This window comes from Pseudomonas sp. GL-B-12 (assembly GCF_019955895.1).
In the GTDB taxonomy this organism is placed as follows: Bacteria; Pseudomonadota; Gammaproteobacteria; order Pseudomonadales; family Pseudomonadaceae; genus Aquipseudomonas.
Genome location: NZ_JAHBCX010000028.1, coordinates 52,910 through 69,611, shown reverse-complemented (window position 1 = coordinate 69,611; position 16,702 = coordinate 52,910). Strand labels below are relative to the sequence as shown.

Sequence of the window (16,702 nt, the reverse complement as noted above, 5' to 3'; positions counted from 1 at the left end):
GAAGGTGCGCGGTGTGTTGGACAAAATCAGGCCTCCCTTGGCTTTTGAAGCGGACGGGGAGGCTTCGTTGCCACCCTCGTTCAAACGCTGGGCAGCTTTCAGGAAGGCAAAAAAGGTTGATATAGGATGTTTCTGGTGGTGACGTAGGAAGCGTCTTGGTGTCGATCCGCCTGGTCTGTGGGACATTTCGCAGCCTCAACTTGCGCAAATTACCAAGGGTTGAAGTTGGAGATTGCAGGGTGCCAGGTGGATCGTTTCACGCCTGTAGCTTGAGGCCGGGCACCTGCAACGGATCCTCCGTCAACTCCCGAATAAACAACCCCAGCAACTCCGACTGGCTGCCAATCCCCAGCTTGGCGTAGATGTTCTTGCGGTGAATCTTCACCGTGCCGGGGCTGATGTTCAGCTGTTCGGCCACCGAGGCGCTGGAGTGGCCGCGCAGCAACAGTTGCACGATTTCCTGCTCGCGCCCGGTGAGGATGTGCGCGCCGAAGTGGTCGAAGGCTTCGCGGATCTTGAAGTCCAGGTCCTGCGCCGGTCGCGGCTCCTGAGCCTGACGCAAGCGCCAGGCCTCATTGATGACCTGCTCGACCACCGCTTGCGCGCACTCGACCAGTTGCATTTCATCCCGGCTGAACGCACAGCTGGCGCTCGATCGCATCAACGACAACACCGCCGTGGCGCCACCGCCGAGGTCGACGAAAAACGCCACTTCCTCGGCGAGGCCGGTCTGCTGGTAATAGGTCAGGAAGTATTCGCCAAGGTAGAAATGGTCGGGGGCGAATTGGCGCAAACGCCACAGCCCCGGTGCCTGCCCGCGTGTACACGCCAGGTAGAACGGGTCGAGCAGGTAAGGGGCGCACTGATAGTCGTCGACATACACCGCACGCTTGTCCGCCGAGAAGGTATCGAACAACGCCAATGGCCGGTGATTGCCTTCGTAGACAAACAATACGAAATGATCGACCGGGCAGATTTGCCGGATCCAGTGGCTCAACCCCGACAGTCGCGCATGCCCGGCAGGCAGGTCGAGCAGGTGGGCGACTCCGGTGGTCCAGAGTTTCAGTTCCTTGGGGCGCATGGCGGCTACAGGCAGAAGAGGATGGCCTTTGGATGCACAAAGTACGCCATGGCGGGTGGCCCCGTGTGGAACGGGGTGGCGCACGACATGGCGTTTAAAAGACGCACCGCATTGGGGCCAGGTGTTACCGAGTGCTACAGGGCTGGTAGCAGAAATGATCAGGCGGTTGAGTTGTGCTGGACGATCTGGACGAGGTTGCCGCAGGTGTCGTCCAGTACCGCGAGGGTCACTGGCCCCATCACCGTCGGCGGGCGGGTGAACTGCACGCCGGCGGCGCTGAGCCGGACATATTCGGCTTGCACGTCATCGACGCCGAAAAACGTGCAGGGAATGCCGTCCTGCTTGATTGCCGCCTGGAACGCCTTCGCCGCAGGATGGGCATTGGGCTCCAGCAGCAGCTCGACGCCCTCGGGATCGCCGGGAGAGGTCAGGGTCAACCAGCGATGTTCGCCCATGGGGATATCGTGCTTGAGTTCAAAACCAAGCACATCCCGATAGAAGGCAAGCGCCTTGGCCTGATCATCGACGAGTACGCTGGTCACTACGATCTTCATGGGGGATTCCTCCTGTTGGCTATTCACGCTCTCGACGAGCGTTGTCCGGTAGACGGCAACAGTATGGTCAGAATTCCCAGGAGCGGCAGGAACGAACACAGCGTGTAGACATATTCGATGCCATGGATATCCGCCAGGTGCCCCAGCAGCGCCGCACCGATCCCGCCGAAACCAAACATCAGGCCGAAGAACACCCCGGCGATCATGCCGACGTTACCCGGCACCAGCTCCTGGGCGAAGACCACGATGGCCGAGAATGCCGAGGCGAGGATGAAGCCGATGATCATGCTCAGCACGCCTGTCCAGAACAGGTCGACGTAGGGCAGGGCGAGGGTGAACGGCGCCGCGCCGAGGATGGAAAACCAGATCACCCGCTTGCGGCCGATCCGGTCGCCGATCGGGCCACCAAAGAACGTGCCCGCCGCGACGGCTCCGAGGAACAGGAACAGGTACAGCTGCGAACTGGCCACCGACAGGTCGAACTTCTCGATCAGGTAGAAGGTGAAGTAACTGGTGAAGCTGGCCATGTAGAAGTATTTGGAAAACACCAGCAGCGCCAGCACCACCAGGGCGAAGGTCACCCGCCGTTTCGACAGGCCGTGGGTAGCCTTGCTGCCTTGCTTGAGCTTGAACAGGTTCAGGTGATTGCGGTACCAGCGGCTCAGGCCGTACTGCACGAGGATGGCAAACACCGCGAACAGGCCGAACCAGGCGACATTGCCCTGGCCATAGGGAATGATGATCGCGGCGGCCAGCAAGGGGCCGAAGGCGCTGCCGGCATTGCCACCGACCTGAAAGGTCGACTGCGCCAGGCCGTAGCGACCGCCCGAAGCCAGGCGCGCCACCCGCGAGGTCTCCGGGTGGAAGGTCGACGAACCGACGCCCACCAGCGCCGAGGCCACGAGAATCGCCGGGAAGCTGCCGACCATCGACAGCATCAGAATACCGATCAGGGTGCAGACCATGCCGGCCGGCAACAGCCAGGGCTTGGGATGCCGGTCGGTGTAGAAACCGATCCACGGTTGCAGCAGTGAGGCCGTGAGCTGGAAGGTCAGGGTGATCAGGCCGACCTGGGTGAAGCTCAGGCCATAACTGGCCTTGAGCATCGGGTAGATCGACGGCAGCACGGCCTGGATCAGGTCGTTGATCAGGTGCGCCAGCGCGCAGGCGCCGATGACGCGCATGACCAGGGGGCTGGCCTGGCTGGCCACCGAAGCGGTGGATGAGGGTGAACTGAGGGTGGTGGTCGACATGGGCGATCTTCCGGATAAATAACGCGAATTGCGAAAGCAAGGCGCAGCCAATTTCAGGGTTCGGCGTTATCCTAGGGGCCTCAAAGGCGCCCGTCTCGCGCAACTCGGGCATGGACCATCGAAAAAAGGGCGTCATGATCAAACCATTGCAGGCATTTCTTGCGGAAATCGACCAGGGCGGCTGGAGCGTACGCAGCAGTGCGACCGACTACCCGGAAAACTGGTTCATCGCGCCGCACTCCCATGAAAAGCATCAACTGATCTATGCCATCGAAGGCGTGATGGTGGTGCACACCGCCATCAGCCAATGGACGGTGCCGCCGAGCCGTGGCATCTGGATGCCCAGTGGTGAGGTGCACTCGATTCGCTGTGTGGGGGCGATCAAGATGCGCAGCGTTTTCGTGCGCCCTGACCCGAGCCTGGATCTGCCCGCTGAAACCCGGGCGGTGAGTGTTTCCGCGTTGTTGAGCGAGCTGATCAAGGTCTCGGTCGATTTCGACTTTTCCGGAGGTCCGGACTCACGGGAAGCCCGGGTGCTGCAGCTGATCCTGGACGAACTGACGATCCTGCCGACCTTGCCGTTGAACCTGCCGCAGCCCGCCGATCAACGTATCAACCTGATCTGCAGCGCGTTGCAGCGTGATCCCGGGGATGGCTCGACCTTGTCGGACTGGAGCGCCCGCTTGAGCCTCGACGCCAAAACCATCCAGCGCAGGTTCCGCAAGGAAACCGGCATGACCTTCGGCCAATGGCGCCAGCAAGCGCGACTGCTGCTGGCGCTGGAACGAATAGCCGTCGGGGAGAAGATCATCGACATCGCCGGGGAGCTGGGATACGACAGCCCGAGCGCGTTCACGACCATGTTCAAGAAGCAGTTCGGCAAGACGCCGAGTGATTTTTTCAAGTGATGGCCCAGCGTAAAGAAACTACCTAGAACACTGCGGCAAATGCCGTTGCCGATGGGGTTCGTCTCAATATCCCGCCTGCGGGGGCTGCCTTAGGCTGTGTGCTTTTGGCAAACCGGTGGGCGGAGTCGTTATGCGTTTATTTGAACTGATCACTTTCACTGTGCGGGTGCGCACGGTGGCCGATGCGCTGGCACGCATCGAGAATGAGTTGGCGAAGCCGGAAGTCGGCGGGGTGTTGATGGGCTGCTGGGCCTCGGAGTTCGGCCAGTTGAACCAGATTGCCGTGCTGCGTGGCTACGCCGACGAACACCTGAGGCAGGCGGAGCGCGAGCGTTTCCTGCTGGAGGGCGCGGCGTTTGGCGTCAACGAATTCATCACCGATCTGCGCATCGAAAACTGCACGCTGTTTCCTTTCCTCGAACCCTTGAGTGCGGGCCAGCACGGTCCGTTCTATGAGCTGCGCGTCTACGACCTGATCAGCAGCGGGTTGCAGCCCACCCTCGACGGCTGGAGCAAAGCCATCGAAGCGCGAACCACCGAACAGTATTCGCCGGTGTACGCGGCGTTCTACGCAACCGATGGCGCGCTGCCGCGCTATCTGCACATCTGGCCCTGGACTACCCTGGAGCAGCGCCTGCAAGTACGCACCCAGGCGGTCGCCGACGGCATCTGGCCGCCGGAAAACTCCGGCCCGCAACTGCGCGACATGCGCTCGACGATCTACCTGCCCGCGAAGTTCTCGCCCTTGCAATGACCCGGGCTCGGCTCGACCGGGGCCTCAGAAACGATCCAGCCTGTACGGCGCGGTCGCCGGCAGGCCGTGAGGCTGGGTGCCGGTCAGAGGCGAGGCCATCTGCGCGATCATTTCCGCTGTGACCGCCGCCTGGGTCAATCCCAGATGCTGATGGCCGAAGGCGAGCAGCACCTTGCCGTCGCACACCCGGTCGATAATCGGCAGGGAGTCGGGCAGGGACGGGCGGAAACCCATCCACGGCGTGGCGGCTTCGGCGCTCAGGTCGCGTTTGAACAGGCCTTTGCTCAGGCGGTGCAACTGCCAGGCGCGTTCCATGGTCGGTGGGCATTCGAGTCCGGCGAATTCGACGGTGCCGGCCAGGCGCAGCCCGTCTGCCATCGGCGTCATGATGAACTTGCGCTCCAGCGAGGTGACGGCAAACGGCAAGCGCTCGTGTTCGTGGGGCAGCATCAGGTGATAGCCGCGCTCGGTGTCCAGCGGCACCTTCTTGCCGGTCAGCGCGGCGGTGAGCCTGGCGGAGTGCGCGCCACAGGCAATCAGCACTTGTCGACTGCTGACGCGGCCTTGATCGGTGAGCAACGACACGCCGTTTTCATTCAATTGTCCGCCCTCGACTCGTTGCTTGAGGAACTGCACGCCGCTGCTTTTGGCCGCGTGCACCAGTTCACCAACCACCCGGAAAGGATCGAGAAAATGCCCGGTGCGCGGGAAGAACAACCCGCCCTGGATCTGCTCGCTGAGTTGCGGCGCCGCGTCGCGTACCGCCTTGGCCTGCCAGAAATCCACCGGCACTTGCTGCTGGCGCATGCGCGCCTGTAGCGCTTCGATGGCCTGTTGCGAGCCGGGGCGCTCGAACACCAGCAACGAGCCGTCTTCCTTGAGCAACCCGGGGCGGTCGATGGTCTCCAGCAAGCGGTGCCAGGCACCCAGGCTGCCTTCATTGAGCGCGCGGATGCCGGCCACGGTGCGCTGGAACGGCGCCGGGCGCAGGTTAAACAACAGGCGCATGAACCAGGGCAGGGCCCGGGGCATGTATTTCCAGTCCAGGCGCAGCGGGCCCATCGGGTCCATGAGCATGGCGGGCAGGCGTTTGAGGATCGACAGGTCGGCGATGGGGAACACCTGCTCGGTGGCCAGGTGCCCGGCATTGCCGAACGAGGCGCCACGGCCGGGCTCCTGCTGATCGATGACCACCACCCGCCGCCCCTGGCGCGCCAGGCGCAGGGCGCAGGCGACACCGATGATCCCGGCGCCGATCACGGCAACGTCCGCCACTGCGTTGGGGTTGTTGAAAAGGGAGTCGTTGGACATGGCCTAGGCTTCTCTCTGGCCGTCGAACAGGCGGCGCAACTGCAACGGGTTGCCGTGCTTGAGCGCGGCCGGCAACAAGGCGTCCGGGAAGTCCTGATAGCAGACCGGGCGCAGGAACCGCAGGATGGCGGCGGTGCCGACCGAGGTGGTGCGCGCATCGGACGTCGCCGGGAACGGGCCACCATGAACCATGGCGTCGCACACCTCGACCCCGGTCGGCCAGCCATTGACCAGCAGGCGCCCGGCCTTGCGCTCCAGGGTTGGCAGCAAGGCCCTGGCGCTCTCCACGTCGACATCGTCCAGGTGCAGGGTGGCGGTCAACTGGCCTTCCAGGTGTTCAATGACCTGGCGGATTTCCTCGTCGCTGGCACATTGCACGATCAGCGACGCGGCGCCGAACATTTCTGCCTGCAACGCCGGGTCGGCGAGAAACTCACTGGCCCGGGTGACGAACAGGTGAGCCTGGCACTGGTTCGGGGCTTCGCCCTGCAGGCCGACGGCCACAGTGTCAGCGTGGGCATGCTCGGCCAGCGCACCGACACCGGCCTCGTAGGCCTTGAAAATGCCGGGGGTGAGCATGGTCTGCGCCGGGCTGCGCTGTAGCAGTTGCGCAGCCGTTTGGATGAAGTGCTCAAGGGCTGAGCCTTGGCGGGCAATCACCAGACCCGGGTTGGTGCAGAATTGGCCGGCGCCCTGGGTGAGGGACGCGACGAAGCCTTGCGCCAGGGCTACGGCTCGCGATTGCAACGCTGCCGGGAACAGCAAGACCGGGTTGATCGAGCTCATTTCCGCGTACACCGGAATCGGCTCTGGCCGCGCCTGGGCCGCGTTGCACAAGGCGATGCCGCCGCTGCGCGAGCCGGTGAAACCCACGGCCTTGATGCGCGGGTCGGTGACCAGGGCGATGCCCACTTCGCGGCCGGAGCCGTACAACAGCGAAAACACGCCTTCGTGCAGCCCGCACAGTTTGACCGCGCGGGCCACGGCTCGGCCTACCAGTTCACTGGTGCCCGGGTGTGCGCCATGGGCCTTGACGATCACCGGGCAACCGGCGGCCAGCGCCGACGCGGTGTCACCGCCGGCGACGGAGAAGGCCAGGGGAAAATTGCTGGCGCCAAACACCGCCACCGGGCCGAGCGGCACCTGACGCTGACGCAGGTCCGGGCGGGGCAGGGGCTGGCGTTCCGGTTGCGCGGAGTCGACCCGTACATCCAGCCATTCGCCTGCACGTACGGTGCGGGCAAAGGTGCGCAGTTGCTGGCAAGTGCGGCCCCGTTCACCCTGGATACGCGGGCGCGGCAGGCCGGTCTCGGCCACGGCGCGGTCGATCAACTCATCGCCGAGGGCTTCGATTTCGCTGGTGATGGTTTCGAGGAATTCGGCGCGGGCCTCCAGGGACGTTGCGCGGTAGCTGTCCAGGGCAAGCCAGGCCAGGGCGCAGGCCTGTTCGACGTGTTCGCCGCTGCCACCGTGATAGGCCGGTTCAAGGGGGAGATCAGTGGCGGGATCGATGCCGCGAATCGCTTCGCGGTTACCGGCGATGGCCTGCTGGCCGATCAACATATTGCCTGTCAGAGTCATGGTCGTTCCTGAAAAAAAGAGGGGAGGCGTTTGTGAAAAAAACGCCGTACCGCCGCGGGCGAAAATAAAGGCGGCGCGCATTGGCACGCCGCTGTACCGGCTGATTGTCAGGCGAAGTTCTGCTCGGCCGACCACTGCTCGTACCACTGGCGGAACAGCGTGTACTGGTTCTCGGCGTAACGACGCTGGGCATCGCTGAGCACATCGGTCTCGTTGAAGTGCAAGGTGTATTCCTTGTCGCCATTGAGCACCATCAGGTGCTTGTAGTAGAGCACCAGGTCGCAGCCCTCATCGAAGGACGACAGCACCGCCAGCGCGGATTCCAGTTCCCGGGCCTGACGACGCGCCTTGGCATCGCCCTTGGCCGCTTGTTTGCTCAAGGCCACCAGGCGCAACACTTCACGCGGCAGTGCGTTGCCGATGCCGGTGATGGCGCCGGTGGCGTTGCAGTTGACGAAACCGTGGACCACCTGGGTGTCGACACCGACCATCAGGGTCACGTCATCGTCCTTGGAGGTGATGTGTTCGGCGGCGTAGCGCAGGTCGGCGGCACCGCCGAACTCCTTGAAGCCGATGAGGTTCGGGTACTCGCGGCGCAGTTCGAAGAACAGGTCGGCGCGGGTGGCGAAGCCGTAGTAAGGGCTGTTGTAGATCACCGCCGGCAGGCCTGGAGCGGCCTGGAGGATCGCGGCGAAGTGGGCTTTTTGTGCGGTGGCCGAAGCGCCGCGAGACAGTACGCGAGGGATGACCATCAAGCCATGGGCGCCGACTTTGGCCGCGTGTGCCGCATGGGACACCGCTTCGCGGCTGTTGACGGCACCGGTGCCGACGATGGTCGGAACGCCGGCGGCCACCAGGCGCGCCACGCCTTCCTGACGCTCGGCTTCGGTCAGCAGCGGCCAGTCACCCATGGAACCGCAATACACCACCGCGCTCATGCCAATGTCGATCAGCTCGCGACCCTTGGCCACCAGTGCGTCGAAGTCCGGCTTGCGCTCGGCGGTGCATGGGGTCATCAGTGCAGGGATGCAGCCAGTGAAAATGTTGTCGCTCATTTTGTTGTCACTCCTTGAAGCGTTCATTCAGATCGGGTTAGGGAAAAGGCGTGGGTCTCAGATGCCCCACGCAAAGGTGTCCTGTTCGTCGATCAGCAAGGTGCTGTCGGCGGTCATGTAGGCACGGCCGGTGATGAAAGGGATGATGCGTTCGCCTTCCCATTCATAGCGGCCGACGAATTGGCTGGCGGTGATGCTGGCCTGGACCCAGCGTTCACCGGCGGCCAGTTTTCCGTCGGCTGCCAGGCACGCCAGTTTCGCGCTGGTGCCGGTCCCGCAGGGCGAGCGGTCGTAGGCCTTGCCGGGGCACATGACGAAGTTGCGGCTGTCGGCCAGCTCGTCGTCGGCAAACAGTTCGATGTGGTCGATCAGCGCGCCGTCCTCGCCGTGGATACCCTGGGCCTCCAGGGCCTTGAGCATTGCCCAGGTGTACTCGGTGAGGAATTCGACGTTGTCCATCTGCAACGCCTGGGCGTGATCGGACACCAGGAAAAACCAGTTGCCGCCCCAGGCGATGTCGCCGTACACGCGGCCATGTCCCGGCACTTCGACCGGCACCTGCTGGCGGTAGCGGTAGGCGGGCACGTTGCGCAGGGTGACGTTGCCGTCCTCATGCAGCGTGGCGCTGACCGGGCCGACCGGCGTATCGATCTTGTGCTCGCCGGGCTGGATGTGCCCCAGGTAATGCAGCGAGTTGACCAGGCCGATGGTGCCGTGGCCGCACATGCCGAGGTAGCCGGCGTTGTTGAAGAAGATCACGCCGCAGGTGGCATCCGGCGACACCGGTTCGCAGTACAGCGCACCCACCAGCACATCGTTGCCACGGGGCTCCAGCAGGCAGGCGCGACGCCATTGGTCATGCTGCTCGCGCAGGACATCGCGCTTCTCGGCCATGGTCCGGCCGGACAACTGGGGCAGGCCCGACATCACCAGGCGAGTCGGTTCGCCGCCGGTGTGGGAATCAATGATATGTACTTTTTTCATAAACCTTTCCATTGGAAAAACTCAGAGGTTTTGCTGGCCTGAATCTCAGCGTGAAGTCTGGACAGAGGCACCAATCGGGCGCTGGCCTGTGGCCGTGCCGCTGTAAACGGGATCGGCTTCGTCTTCACCGTCCTCGTCTTCCAGGCGAACCAGATGCGCCGGCACGCCGGTGGCTGCGCCCCAGTAGTAGATGCCCATCGCGCAGGCCGCCACGACCAGGGTGTCGAAAGGATGGGTGAGTACGCCCATGCCGCCGAAGCTGCCGAGCCAGGACAGCACGATGGTCACGGCATAGAAGCCGATCAGCCATGCCGAAGAGCGCACTTGCTGGGCCAGGCTCAGGTGTTGGGTCGGCACGAAACGTCCGCACAGCAGGTACACCACGAACATCAGGATCTGCAGGCCGAGCAGCCAGGACACGGTGCTCCAGCCGGACCAGTAGACGATCAGCGCGGCGATGATGAACGACACCGGGCCCAGGACACCCATGCGCTTGACCTTGAACGGGCGCGGCATGTCCGGCGCATTGCGACGCAGTGCGGCCACCGACACCGGGGCCACGGCGTAGCTCAGTACCAGCGCGGCGGAGACCACGTTGATCAGGGCTTCCCACGAAGGGAAGGGCAGGGTCCAGAACACCGACAGGGCAAAGGTCAGCCATAGCGCCGGACGCGGGATGCCGGACTTTTCATCGATACGGGTGAAAACCTTGAAGAAGGTGCCGGTCTGCGCCCAGCCGTAGATCACCCGCGGGGTCGCGTTCATGTAGATGTTGCCGCAACCGCTGGGGGAGATCACCGCGTCGGCCACCACCAGATAAGCCAACCAGCCCACACCCAACGCCAGGGCGATGTCGCGGTATGGCAGGGCCAGTTCCTTGGCGACGCCAGCCCAACCGTTGGCGAGCATTTCGGTGGGCACGCCGCCGAGGAACGCCACTTGCAACAACACATAGATGGCGGTGGAGAGCAGTACGGAGAGGATCAGTGCAATCGGGATGGTGCGTTGCGGATTCTTCACTTCGCTGGCCACCGAGATGATCGGCGTCAGCCCCAGGTAGGCGAAGATGATGCCGCCGGCGGACACCGCCATCTCGACACCGGACAGCCCGAACGGCATGAAGCCCTGGGACTGGAAATTCTCCGGTTTGAAGAAGGTGAACAGCACGCCGATCACTAGCAACGGCACGATGAACTTGAACATGCTGATCAGGTTGTTGGCCTTGGCGAACGTTTTCACGCTGTAGTAGTTGAGCATGAAGAACAGGCACAACAGGCCGAACTGAAGCAGCCAGCCAAGCGCCGTTGGATTGCTGGAACCGGCCTGGGTCAATGCGGGAAACCACGCAGCGGCATACTGGCGCGCGGCGACCACCTCGATGGCCACCAGGCTGGAAAACGCAATCAGCGTGATGAAGCCCATCAGGTAACCCAGCAGCGGGCCGTGGGAGTAAACCGGGTAGCGAATCACACCGCCGGCACGGGGCAGCGCAGCGCCAAGCTCACAGTAGACGATGCCCAGCAGCAGCACCGCAAAACCGCCCAGCAGCCAGGAAAAGATCCCCGCCGGCCCCGCGATGGCGGACACGTGACTGGCTGCGAACAACCAGCCGGAGCCGAAGATGGCCCCCAGTCCGATAAACGTAAGGTCTATCAACGAAAGTTGTTTTTTGAACTTGCCTTGGCCTGACATGGCATCGCCTTCTTGTGAGTTATTGGATAGGCAGGTGTGCACTTCAAGACGCCCCGGTCGGTTTTGCCGAGGAGGGCGGTGGCCATAGAGTGAACTCGGCGGCGTGCTCGCGATTGATGTTTTGCTTGGGTGTCGATGACGAAATCAGCACAATGGGCAGATGCCGATCATTGGGAGATACAGGTAGATGACTCAGGATGCGTTTGCGCTGTTGTGCCAGGGCGACGACTCGAACCGCCCCGAATCCATCGAGCAATTGCTGGCAGGCGTTGCGCTGTTATTGCCCATGCTGGATGTCATTCCGAATGCGGCGATCTTCATCAAGGATGTGCAGGCGCGCTATGTCATGGCCAACCGCACGCTGGTGCAGCGCTGTGGTTTGAAGCAGCTGAAACCGCTGCTGGGGAAAACCAGCGCCGAGGTATTTCCAGAGCAATTGGGGCCCGGATATACCGAGCAGGACCGGCGTGTGCTGGAGCAAGGTCTGGTGCTGGAAGACCAGCTGGAACTGCATCTGTACGGCAGCCGCGAACCTGGCTGGTGCCTGACCCATAAGCGACCCTTGTATAATCGCCGCAATGAAATCATCGGCTTGGTGGGCATCTCGGTCGACCTGCAATCGGCCAGTGACACGCACCCGGCGTACCAGCGCCTGGCGGCGGTGGACGAGCACATTCGCGCGCATTTCAACCAGCGCGTCACCCTGGGCGAGTTGACGCGCATCGCCGGCATTTCCGTGGCGCAACTGGAACGCTACTGCAAGCGCGTGTTCCATCTGACGCCACGGCAAATGATCCAGAAGGTGCGCCTGGAGCACGCGCATCGACTGCTCCACACCGACCTGCCGATCACCGAGGTCGCCCTGCAATGCGGCTATACCGACCACAGTGCGTTCACCCGGCAGTTCAAGGCATTGACCGGTTTCACCCCGCGCCAGTACCGCCAGGCCACCGGTCACGAGCAGCCGTCCGGGCTGGATTAGCGACGGGCCGTCAATGGCCCTGTAAACTGGCCGCGCAAAAGGCGCCAGCCTCATCACTTCAAGCAAGAGAGTCCTCATGGCAAACCACGACCTGACCTTTACCCCCGATCCCGATGCGGATTCGATTTCCTCCGACGTCGTCGGTTTCGGTGGCGTGCTGGTCTCCACCCAGATCCCCTCTCGCGCCGACGGCAGCCTGGAACTGGGCGACATCACCCTGCAAAGCGAATGCACCCTGCAAGCGCTGAAGGTCGCGCTGGAGCGTGCCGGCAGCTCCATGGACCGCGTGATGCACCTGACCATCTACCTCACCGACATGGCCGACCGCGCCGCGTTCAACGAAGTCTACAAGCGCTACTTCGCCAAGCCATGGCCGGTGCGCGCCGCTGTCGGGGTTGCCGCGTTGGCGGTTGAAGGCATGCGCGTGGAAGTGACTGCGATGGCCGCCAAGGCCTGATCTCAGCGACACACAAAACCCTGTGGGAGCGGGCTTGCTCGCGAAGACGGCGTGTCAGCTTGCACAAGTGTTGACTGACCCAGCGCTTTCGCGAGCAAGCCCGCTCCCACAGTTGAATGTTGTTGTGCACAAATTCTGCGTACGACGTAAAGCTCCCACAGTGATTCAGGCACGCCAGGCCTGCCCGAAACGCCACCCGGCAGCACACGGGTGCCGGTCAGGCGTTTCGCCGCTACAATGCACGCCTCGACCGTGACAAGCCTGACTAAAAAAATTATGTCTTTGCCCAAACATCACCTGGAATTGCTCAGCCCTGCCCGCGATGTCGCCATCGCCCGCGAGGCCATCCTGCATGGCGCCGATGCCATCTACATCGGTGGCCCGAGCTTCGGCGCCCGCCACAACGCCTGCAACGAAGTGAGCGATATCGCCGAACTGGTGGAGTTCGCCCGTCGCTACCACGCCCGGGTGTTCACCACCATCAATACCATCCTGCACGACAACGAACTGGAGCCGGCCCGCAAGCTGATCCACCAGTTGTACGACGCCGGCGTCGATGCGCTGATCGTCCAGGACCTGGGGGTGATGGAGCTGGACATCCCGCCGATCGAACTGCACGCCAGTACCCAGACTGATATCCGCACCCTGGAGCGGGCGAAGTTCCTCGATCAGGCCGGTTTCTCGCAACTGGTGCTGGCCCGCGAGCTGAATCTCCAGGAGATCCGCGCCATCGCCGACGAAACCGACGCGGCCATCGAGTTCTTTATCCATGGTGCGTTGTGCGTGGCGTTTTCCGGTCAGTGCAACATTTCCCACGCGCAAACCGGGCGCAGCGCCAACCGTGGCGACTGCTCCCAGGCCTGCCGTCTGCCGTACACCCTCAAGGACGAAAAGGGTGGAGTGATCGCTTACGAAAAGCACCTACTGTCGATGAAGGACAACAACCAGAGCGCCAACATCCGCGCCCTGGTCGAGGCCGGTGTGCGTTCGTTCAAGATCGAGGGCCGCTACAAGGACATGGGCTATGTGAAAAACATCACCGCCTATTACCGCCAGCGCCTCGATGCTGTGCTCGAAGACCGCCCGGACCTGGCCCGTGCCTCCAGCGGCCGCACCGCGCACTTCTTCCTGCCTGACCCGGAAAAAACCTTCCACCGTGGCAGCACCGATTACTTCGTCACTGACCGCAAGATCGATATCGGCGCCTTTGACTCGCCGACCTTCACCGGTCTGCCGGTGGGTGTGGTCGAGAAAGTCGCCAAGCGTGACATGCAGGTCGTGACGCACGAGCCGCTGTCCAACGGCGACGGCCTCAACGTGCTGGTCAAGCGTGAAGTGGTGGGTTTCCGCGCCAACATCGCCGAACCCAAAGGCGAGTTCGAGGAGGATGGGGAGAAGCGCTATCGCTATCGCGTCGAGCCCAACGAGATGCCGGAGGGCATGTACAAGCTGCGCCCCAACCATCCGCTGAATCGCAATCTCGATCACAACTGGCAACAGGCGCTGCAAAAGACCTCCGCCGAGCGTCGAATCGCCCTGAACTGGGTCGCTCGCCTGCGTGAAGAGCAGCTGGAACTGATCGCTACCAGTGAAGAGGGCATCAGCGCCAGCGTCACCCTGGCTGGCCCGTTCGGCGCCGCCAACAAGCCGGAACAGGCGTTGGAGCAATTGCAGGATCTGCTCGGCCAACTGGGTACCACGCAGTACCACGCTATCGACATCAAGCTGGACGCGCCGCAGGCGTACTTCATCCCCAACTCGCAGCTCAAGGCCTTGCGCCGTGAAGTGATTGAAGCCTTGACCGAAGCGCGGATCGCCGCCCACCCGCGTGGCAGCCGCAAGGCCGAAACCACGCCGCCGCCGGTGTACCCGGATTCGCACCTGTCGTTCCTGGCCAACGTCTACAACCAGAAGGCCCGGGACTTCTATCACCGCCACGGCGTCAAGCTGATCGACGCGGCCTACGAGGCCCACGAGGAAACCGGCGAGGTGCCGGTGATGATCACCAAGCACTGCCTGCGTTTCTCCTTCAACCTGTGCCCGAAACAGGCCAAGGGCGTGACTGGCGTGCGCACCAAGGTTGCGCCGATGCAGCTGATCCACGGCGATGAAGTGCTGACGTTGAAGTTCGACTGCAAGCCTTGCGAGATGCACATCATCGGCAAGATGAAAGGCCACATCCTCAACCTGCCGCAACCGGGCAGCGTGGTCGGTCACATCAGCCCCGAAGACCTGCTCAAGACCATCCCGCGCGCGCCGCACTGAGTGACCGGTGAGTGCGTCGCAACGGCGCGCTCACCTGTTCCTGCTTGAAACCTGCTTTTGCTGAAGTCCAGGCGCTGGCGACAAACCTGGAGCTGGCGGTCGACACTATCCACAGGTGTCGGCGACAGCCTTTTCAGCGCGTTTGAATTCCTGTTTGACGTCGGTGGGGATGCGTTGCTTTTTCAGTTCCTGACCGAGGAAGGGTTGTTCGCCTCGGGACTGGACCTCAGCGTTCTCGGCCGTTATCTGCGCCTCGATGGCAGCGGCGTGCTTGTCGATGACGGCATCGACCTCGGCTTCATTCTTGGCGGTATCGAGTGCCAGGACCAACTGACCAGCCTCGGCTTTTTCGGCTTCGGCATAGGCTTCAACCGTCAACCCGGAGGCCAGGGCTCGCGCCTGGGTTTCCAGGCCATTGAGGTGCGCCCGGGCGGTCTTGCAGACCGCTTCCTGTCGCTGGTCCTGGATGTGTTCCCAGGTGTTCAACCCATAAATCGCGGCCCCGAGTACCAGAAGGGTTGCAGCGGCCCCCATTAATTTGGCTTTCACTTTTGGCGCCCTCAAATGGCAAGGGAAGGGTGTTGCGCAAACGATTCCCGATTCAATTCGAGTAAAGAAAAGCGTAGCAGAGCTGGTCGGGCTGAAAGTGCGCCGACACCCACCCGAGATTCGGCTCAACACTAAGCGTCTGTTTTAATGAACAATTTTTTTTGTTTGGGCTTCCCATACGAGGAAAAGGTTGGTAAATTTGCGCCCACTCTTGCACCGGCCCTCAGGGAGCCCGTCACGCAAGCAGGCAACAGGTCTTGTTGCCACTCAAGAAAGCGAGTGCCAGGCACTCATCGCAACAGATACAGGGGCGTCGCCAAGCGGTAAGGCAGCAGGTTTTGATCCTGCCATGCGTTGGTTCGAATCCAGCCGCCCCTGCCATTTTTTTATTCCTGCGTAATCAGATAACACTCGACCGACGGTTATTATTCGTCGATTCGTTGTTTTTTGCCTCCCATTCTCCCGTCGCACTGGTGCCCCTACCGAAAGCGCTCCGGGATGGCCTCGGCAAACGGATACCAGGAAAAATACGGCCTTGCCTCGTCGATCACCCGCTTGACCGAGGGCCTTTGGGTCAACCTGTCGAAATAAGCACTCAAGTGGCGATGATCGTCGGGAAAGGCTACGAGGGTGCTGGCGTAGAACAGCGCCGGAGCGGCGGCGCAATCGGCCATGCTGAATGCGGGGCTGGCTGCCCAGGTTCTTGCCGTCAGCTGACGTTCAAGCATGCCGTACGCCGTCATCAGCGCGGCGCGTTCGCGGGTCAGGTCGCCGTTTGCGGCATTGATTCGGTCAGCGACGATCTTCTGCATGGGCACCTGGACATGCAGGTCGAAAAAACGGTCCCACAGGCGGACTTCCAGCGCGGCTTGCCAATCGTCCGGAATCAGATGCGCCCGGTCGGGGTGGAGTCGGTCCAGGTACTCAATGATCACACTCGACTCGGGTACGTCCCGTTGGCGGTCGTGATCACGGAGCACCGGGAATTTGCAGAGTGGCCAAAGTGCTTGTAGCTCGGCCCGGTCAGCCTCGTTGCCCAGGTCGATGATCCTTTTTTCAAACTCGATTTCCAGTTCATAGAGCGCGATCAGCGCTTTGTGGCAGAACGACGAGAGCGGATGGAAATAAAGAGTCAGTGACATCCTTCAATTCCTCGGTGAGATGGAAACCAGTTGATTATCCGTCGCCATCGGCCAATGCGCGAGGCGCTCCACCCTGATGTCCGACGCCTGCTGATCGGGTTATAGTACAAGTCTCTGGCCTGAACTTCAGGTAT

General features: G+C 62.4%; 15 protein-coding genes and 1 tRNA gene. 6 read left to right on the top strand and 10 right to left on the bottom strand.

The genetic code is table 11. The features are described 5' to 3' along the window. Positions 1–256 precede the first annotated feature (256 nt). The 3 genes from KGA85_RS16595 to KGA85_RS16585 form a co-directional block, all read right to left on the bottom strand. Positions 257–1,081, bottom strand: a complete 825-nt coding sequence (locus KGA85_RS16595) for a response regulator transcription factor (RefSeq protein ID WP_223456018.1) — start codon at positions 1,079–1,081, stop codon at positions 257–259. A 158-nt stretch (positions 1,082–1,239) separates the two neighbouring features. Next, positions 1,240–1,635 carry a VOC family protein gene (locus KGA85_RS16590; protein WP_223543242.1) on the bottom strand — a complete coding sequence of 132 codons (396 nt, stop codon included), beginning with the start codon at positions 1,633–1,635 and terminating at the stop codon, positions 1,240–1,242. Between the two features lie 23 nt (positions 1,636–1,658). Further along, positions 1,659–2,888 carry an MFS transporter gene (locus KGA85_RS16585; protein WP_223543241.1) on the bottom strand — a complete coding sequence of 410 codons (1,230 nt, stop codon included), beginning with the start codon at positions 2,886–2,888 and terminating at the stop codon, positions 1,659–1,661. A gap of 134 nt (positions 2,889–3,022) precedes the next feature. Between KGA85_RS16585 and KGA85_RS16580 the strand changes: the two genes are divergently transcribed. Together KGA85_RS16580 and KGA85_RS16575 are read left to right on the top strand one after the other, a co-directional pair. Beyond that, positions 3,023–3,796 (top strand): AraC family transcriptional regulator, encoded by a 774-nt coding sequence (locus tag KGA85_RS16580; RefSeq protein WP_223456016.1) that lies wholly within the window; start codon positions 3,023–3,025, stop codon positions 3,794–3,796. A gap of 130 nt (positions 3,797–3,926) precedes the next feature. Then, positions 3,927–4,550, top strand: a complete 624-nt coding sequence (locus KGA85_RS16575) for an NIPSNAP family protein (RefSeq protein WP_223543240.1) — start codon at positions 3,927–3,929, stop codon at positions 4,548–4,550. Between the two features lie 24 nt (positions 4,551–4,574). Here KGA85_RS16575 and KGA85_RS16570 read toward each other — a convergent pair whose 3' ends face one another. From KGA85_RS16570 to KGA85_RS16550, 5 genes are all read right to left on the bottom strand, one after another. Further along, the gene (locus KGA85_RS16570; RefSeq protein ID WP_223543239.1) at positions 4,575–5,861 is read right to left on the bottom strand and encodes an NAD(P)/FAD-dependent oxidoreductase; all 1,287 of its coding nucleotides are present in this window, start codon (positions 5,859–5,861) and stop codon (positions 4,575–4,577) included. A gap of 3 nt (positions 5,862–5,864) precedes the next feature. Next, positions 5,865–7,442 (bottom strand): aldehyde dehydrogenase (NADP(+)), encoded by a 1,578-nt coding sequence (locus KGA85_RS16565; RefSeq protein WP_223456013.1) that lies wholly within the window; start codon positions 7,440–7,442, stop codon positions 5,865–5,867. Between the two features lie 107 nt (positions 7,443–7,549). Beyond that, positions 7,550–8,497, bottom strand: coding sequence for a dihydrodipicolinate synthase family protein (locus KGA85_RS16560; protein WP_223456012.1), 948 nt, complete (start codon positions 8,495–8,497; stop codon positions 7,550–7,552). A 57-nt stretch (positions 8,498–8,554) separates the two neighbouring features. Then, positions 8,555–9,481 carry a 4-hydroxyproline epimerase gene (locus KGA85_RS16555; RefSeq protein WP_223543238.1) on the bottom strand — a complete coding sequence of 309 codons (927 nt, stop codon included), beginning with the start codon at positions 9,479–9,481 and terminating at the stop codon, positions 8,555–8,557. Between the two features lie 45 nt (positions 9,482–9,526). Beyond that, positions 9,527–11,173: an APC family permease gene (locus KGA85_RS16550; protein WP_223456010.1), complete on the bottom strand. Its 1,647-nt coding sequence runs from the start codon at positions 11,171–11,173 to the stop codon at positions 9,527–9,529. Between the two features lie 187 nt (positions 11,174–11,360). Here KGA85_RS16550 and KGA85_RS16545 point away from each other — a divergent pair, with 187 nt between their 5' ends. From KGA85_RS16545 to KGA85_RS16535, 3 genes are all read left to right on the top strand, one after another. After that, entirely contained in the window at positions 11,361–12,155 is a 795-nt protein-coding gene (locus KGA85_RS16545; protein WP_223456009.1) for an AraC family transcriptional regulator, read from the top strand. A 76-nt stretch (positions 12,156–12,231) separates the two neighbouring features. Further along, a complete protein-coding gene (locus tag KGA85_RS16540) occupies positions 12,232–12,612 on the top strand; it encodes a RidA family protein (RefSeq protein ID WP_223456008.1) in 381 nt (126 codons plus the stop codon). A 276-nt stretch (positions 12,613–12,888) separates the two neighbouring features. Continuing rightward, a complete protein-coding gene (locus KGA85_RS16535; RefSeq protein WP_223456007.1) occupies positions 12,889–14,877 on the top strand; it encodes a peptidase U32 family protein in 1,989 nt (662 codons plus the stop codon). A gap of 105 nt (positions 14,878–14,982) precedes the next feature. Here the strand turns inward: KGA85_RS16535 and KGA85_RS16530 are convergent, their stop codons facing one another. Further along, the gene (locus KGA85_RS16530; RefSeq protein WP_223543243.1) at positions 14,983–15,411 is read right to left on the bottom strand and encodes a hypothetical protein; all 429 of its coding nucleotides are present in this window, start codon (positions 15,409–15,411) and stop codon (positions 14,983–14,985) included. A 321-nt stretch (positions 15,412–15,732) separates the two neighbouring features. On the opposite strand from KGA85_RS16530, the gene KGA85_RS16525 reads away from it, so the two are divergent. Beyond that, positions 15,733–15,807, top strand: a tRNA-Gln gene (locus KGA85_RS16525). Positions 15,808–15,905: 98 nt separating this feature from the next. Here KGA85_RS16525 and KGA85_RS16520 read toward each other — a convergent pair. Next, entirely contained in the window at positions 15,906–16,568 is a 663-nt protein-coding gene (locus KGA85_RS16520) for a glutathione S-transferase family protein (protein ID WP_223543237.1), read from the bottom strand. Between the last annotated feature and the right edge of the window lie 134 nt (positions 16,569–16,702).

Bases quoted from the DNA above. Each gene is read 5' to 3' on its own strand.
- KGA85_RS16595 (WP_223456018.1), bottom strand. From the start codon at position 1,081: ATGCGCCCCAAGGAACTGAAACTCTGGACCACCGGAGTCGCCCACCTG.
- KGA85_RS16590 (WP_223543242.1), bottom strand. From the start codon at position 1,635: ATGAAGATCGTAGTGACCAGCGTACTCGTCGATGATCAGGCCAAGGCG.
- KGA85_RS16585 (WP_223543241.1), bottom strand. From the start codon at position 2,888: ATGTCGACCACCACCCTCAGTTCACCCTCATCCACCGCTTCGGTGGCC.
- KGA85_RS16580 (WP_223456016.1), top strand. From the start codon at position 3,023: ATGATCAAACCATTGCAGGCATTTCTTGCGGAAATCGACCAGGGCGGC.
- KGA85_RS16575 (WP_223543240.1), top strand. From the start codon at position 3,927: ATGCGTTTATTTGAACTGATCACTTTCACTGTGCGGGTGCGCACGGTG.
- KGA85_RS16570 (WP_223543239.1), bottom strand. From the start codon at position 5,861: ATGTCCAACGACTCCCTTTTCAACAACCCCAACGCAGTGGCGGACGTT.
- KGA85_RS16565 (WP_223456013.1), bottom strand. From the start codon at position 7,442: ATGACTCTGACAGGCAATATGTTGATCGGCCAGCAGGCCATCGCCGGT.
- KGA85_RS16560 (WP_223456012.1), bottom strand. From the start codon at position 8,497: ATGAGCGACAACATTTTCACTGGCTGCATCCCTGCACTGATGACCCCA.
- KGA85_RS16555 (WP_223543238.1), bottom strand. From the start codon at position 9,481: ATGAAAAAAGTACATATCATTGATTCCCACACCGGCGGCGAACCGACT.
- KGA85_RS16550 (WP_223456010.1), bottom strand. From the start codon at position 11,173: ATGTCAGGCCAAGGCAAGTTCAAAAAACAACTTTCGTTGATAGACCTT.
- KGA85_RS16545 (WP_223456009.1), top strand. From the start codon at position 11,361: ATGACTCAGGATGCGTTTGCGCTGTTGTGCCAGGGCGACGACTCGAAC.
- KGA85_RS16540 (WP_223456008.1), top strand. From the start codon at position 12,232: ATGGCAAACCACGACCTGACCTTTACCCCCGATCCCGATGCGGATTCG.
- KGA85_RS16535 (WP_223456007.1), top strand. From the start codon at position 12,889: ATGTCTTTGCCCAAACATCACCTGGAATTGCTCAGCCCTGCCCGCGAT.
- KGA85_RS16530 (WP_223543243.1), bottom strand. From the start codon at position 15,411: ATGGGGGCCGCTGCAACCCTTCTGGTACTCGGGGCCGCGATTTATGGG.
- KGA85_RS16520 (WP_223543237.1), bottom strand. From the start codon at position 16,568: ATGTCACTGACTCTTTATTTCCATCCGCTCTCGTCGTTCTGCCACAAA.